The following is a 1539-nucleotide window of genomic DNA, read 5'->3' as shown; positions in this document are numbered from 1 at the left end:
AACGGAAAGCTTGATCCCGAGGGTACAACCACTCGTGCTCAAGCGTTAACCGTTGTAGACCGAATTGGTAAAGTGCGAAGTGGACAGACACTGAAAGTAGATACAGTAGCTTTAAAGAATGCAGAAAAAGCGAAGAACGCGGAGCGGGATCCGTGGGGACGGCTTATTCGAACCAACAATTTGCCTAAAAATGCAAAAGAATTCCCTTTTATTTTGGAAGAGTATCCGAATGAAATGTATGAGATGAAGCCCAATATTATTGTAGATAGAACTTCTGCCCAACTAGCCAAGATGGATAGAAACTTTAACAATAAGGCTCTAATGGATCAATGGAAACAAACAACGGAGAATTACTATAACTTAATGCTTAATGTAGATTACAGAACAATTGATGAAGAATGGGCCAATACATTATTTACATATCATAATCAAGGATTTAGGGTGGTACTTGCGGATATGAGACGATATGTGAAATGGGTTAAGGAGAACAAGATCATCATGACGGGTTCTTTAATAGCGGAGCCTTCTATGGTGACCGAATCGGATGACTTATCGTTTTATTTTATTCGAACTAAATTTAGTTTTGAAATTAAATCCTATATAAAATACAAAAATATCATGTTTGATGAACGTTTCGTAAATGCTGGGAACTTAAAAAAAGGAAAAAAATATGCAGGATATGCAGATATTCCGTTATCCACGAATTCAAATACGTATGATTTGAAGGTTAGTGGCATGACTACATTATTTAGTAAAAACTCAATTTTGCGTGAAATGAAATGAAGAAGCTTGTCAAGAGATTGGTCCTATGTTTTTTGATGGTTTCATTACTGATCGAATTACTGGTTGTATTCAGTATCAAACCTGTAGCATATGCTGCAGATGATATTCGATTTAACCCCTCTGGTTCAATTGAATTTAGTACAACTTCTACACAAGCATCTACATCCATTCGATATAAAACGGTGGGATTCACAATAGCTCGCAATGCAAGATGTACGTCAACCAATTGTGCTCCCCAGCAAGGGGGGCCGTTTGGTGTAGTGAGAATAACCCAATATCGTGAAGTAGATAATGGAGACAGAACAGTTACTACGTATTTTCGAGTGCCAGTTAATCAAGTGAATGATGCTTTAGAAGCTGCTGGACTCGAGAAGATAACCAATGGTGGACAGATTTGGTTAAGCTCTATATTTCATGTTATTAACGGATCCAGACCTAATACGGATTTCGTGACTCTTCAGAGTATAAAGAATGCTGAAAGTTGGGCTGACCCAAGTAAGTTCAGACAGTACTATGATATTCCTGTAAAAGTGAATGGATTCTATCCAGTTACCAAGATATATCGAACTAGTGAAGGTACAGAGATGTATTCTGCAAAAGTAGAGAGCGACATTGAAGATGTAGATAAAAATTGGCCAGTAGGTAAACCAGTAGATACAGTAATGTTAGATAAAACTTTTCCGTTTCAAGGTGATACCTATAAGCTAGTGAAGTCGTATGTTCAGTCTAAACGGAAGTTAAATGAACAGAATTTTG

Annotated in this window: 1 protein-coding gene and 1 pseudogene; both read left to right on the top strand. The window is 37.2% G+C overall.

Annotation, left to right across the window (positions count from 1 at the left end; genetic code table 11):
* Positions 1-783 (top strand): annotated as a pseudogene (locus FE296_RS32560) (hypothetical protein); the annotation flags it as partial.
* Positions 784-818: 35 nt separating this feature from the next.
* Positions 819-1539, top strand: a 721-nt coding sequence (locus FE296_RS00330; protein WP_190944962.1) for a hypothetical protein, incomplete at its 3' end; no start/stop codon positions are given.

It is taken from the genome of Paenibacillus sp. UASWS1643, assembly GCF_008693195.1.
GTDB classification, from domain to species: Bacteria; Bacillota; Bacilli; order Paenibacillales; family Paenibacillaceae; genus Paenibacillus; species Paenibacillus amylolyticus_B.
Note: the sequence above shows the minus strand (reverse complement) of the source record. Positions and strands in the feature narration are given on the sequence as shown.